Raw genomic sequence first — 2,114 nt, 5'->3', positions numbered from 1 at the left:
TTTATCTCCTAAGTACTTAACTAGATACAAGTTACCACTTTCAGCAGCATAGTGTAGAAGTGTTTTACCACTCTTATCTACAGCTATCAAAGGCTAGCCCTTTATCTCCTAAGTACTTTAACTAGATCTAGATTACCACTCTCAGCAGCATAGTATAGAAGTGTTTACCACTCTTATCTTTAGCATTAAAAGCTAGCCCTTTCTCTACAAAATATTCAGCCAGATCCAAATTACCACTTTTAGCAGCATAGTGCAAAAGCGTTTCACCACCCACATCTCTAGCATTAATATCTACTCCCTTTTCCTCTACGAGATACAAAACTGAACCCAAGTTACCACTCCTAGCAGCATGGTACAGAGACATTTGATAGAAAGCACCTTTAACACTAGTTCTCTTTCCACTTGCTAGGTATTTAGCCAAGTCCCAATTATCATTGACAACAGCATGTTGCAGAGACATCTAATAGAAAGCACCTTTGACACTAACTCCAACTTCCTCTACTAGGTACTTAACCAACTCCAAATTACCATTCTTAGTAGCATAGTATATAAGTGCCCCACTATTTACATCCTTACTACTAAAGCCTACCCTTTTACCTACGAAGTATTTAACTAGATCCAAATTACCACCCTTAACAGCACAGAGCATAAATGTATTACTACCTGTATCTGCAGCACTAAAGTCTATCCCTTTATCTCCTAAGTACTTAACTAGATCCAAGTTACCACTCTCAGCAGCATAGCACACAACACTAAAAGCTACTTCGTCGCAACTTACAACCCTGTTACTAATTCTGTATGCATTAGAAATTTGATTTACACCCATTTCACCCTCCCTTATACATAAACAATGAATATACCACTGATTTCATATGCGCTGCATGCAAACCTTAACTATGCTCCACCACTCGTATCAATCACCCTATAAGAAGCTCAGCCATATCCATCAGTGCATTACAAATTAAGCATCTTTTGCTTTCACACAAGAACCCAACTTAATGAAGGTAAATACTACTTTTAACATTTGTTAAGTCATATTTAGAATTTTTTTTGAAATAATTTTCGATGAAGATTTTTCATTAATTTTATATAAAATATTACTAAAAACTTAGATAATATAACCATCTCCAGCAACCAAGCTCATCTTTTAAAATTTTAAATAGGTTCTTAGAATCGGTATCCTATTTTCTGGAGATGTACATCAGATTTAGTTGATGCATAGTAGCTATAAATTTAACTCTGTTATAAATTTCAATAAATTAAAATAGATATTCATAAGAATATTGCTTTCCGTAACTAAAGCACTTATAATCCCAGGTTTCAGACAAAGGTGATGCTATAAAGAAACTTTTTAATATGGTTATTAGCATCATTGTTTTATGCATACCAATATATATTACGCATGATTCCAAATGTCGTAGTTTCTGAATTGACAATAAAGTTTAATATAGGAGCAATAGAAATAGGGCAATTTGGTGGGTTATACTATGCAGGCTATGTATTAGCACATATTCCTGTAGGTATTCTCTTAGATAGATTTGGTTCTAAAGTTGTTGTACCGATTTGTATTGCACTAACATCCTTGGGTGCTTTACCTTTGGTTAGTTCTAGCAATTGGGGTTATTCTATTGTTGGAAGAATAATCACTGGCATTGGATCCTCTGCTTCAGTACTTGGACTTTTTAAAATAATAAGTATCTATTACCATAGAGAAAAATTCGCTGTGATGTTTAGCATATCAGCTATTATTGGCATTTTAGGTGGTATATTTGCCACTAAACCATTACATATCTTATTTGATGAATTCGGGTGGACTTACTGTATTTATAATAACCGGATTATTGCTTGCTTTAACTACCTTTGTGTCTATACCTAGAGTTGGTACCTCAGACAAAATAAATATTGGAAATTTAAGCAAGGTTATATTCAATAAAGATATTTTATTGATAAGCTTATTCGGCGGTTTTATGATTGGGCCATTAGAAGGCTTTACAGATGCATGGTCTGCAACATTCTTACATGAGATGTACGCTATAGATAGACACATTGCATATAGTATTTCAAAATGGATATTAATAGGTTTTGGGGTTTTATTATTTCCTTATGTATAGCTC

Annotated in this window: 4 protein-coding genes; 1 reads left to right on the top strand and 3 read right to left on the bottom strand. The window is 33.9% G+C overall.

All coding sequences use genetic code 11. The annotated features are described in order from the left end of the window. From Wcon_RS13115 to Wcon_RS08815, 3 genes are all read right to left on the bottom strand, one after another. Positions 1–90, bottom strand: a 90-nt coding sequence (locus Wcon_RS13115; RefSeq protein WP_410543470.1) for an ankyrin repeat domain-containing protein, incomplete at its 3' end; no start/stop codon positions are given. Between the two features lie 37 nt (positions 91–127). After that, positions 128–460 carry an ankyrin repeat domain-containing protein gene (locus Wcon_RS08820; protein WP_114517890.1) on the bottom strand — a complete coding sequence of 111 codons (333 nt, stop codon included), beginning with the start codon at positions 458–460 and terminating at the stop codon, positions 128–130. Beyond that, the gene (locus Wcon_RS08815; RefSeq protein WP_114517889.1) at positions 461–826 is read right to left on the bottom strand and encodes an ankyrin repeat domain-containing protein; all 366 of its coding nucleotides are present in this window, start codon (positions 824–826) and stop codon (positions 461–463) included. A gap of 603 nt (positions 827–1,429) precedes the next feature. On the opposite strand from Wcon_RS08815, the gene Wcon_RS12215 reads away from it, so the two are divergent. Then, entirely contained in the window at positions 1,430–1,876 is a 447-nt protein-coding gene (locus tag Wcon_RS12215; protein WP_237350128.1) for an MFS transporter, read from the top strand. Positions 1,877–2,114: the final 238 nt, after the last annotated feature.

The organism is Wolbachia endosymbiont of Cylisticus convexus (genome assembly GCF_003344345.1).
Note: the sequence above shows the minus strand (reverse complement) of the source record. Positions and strands in the feature narration are given on the sequence as shown.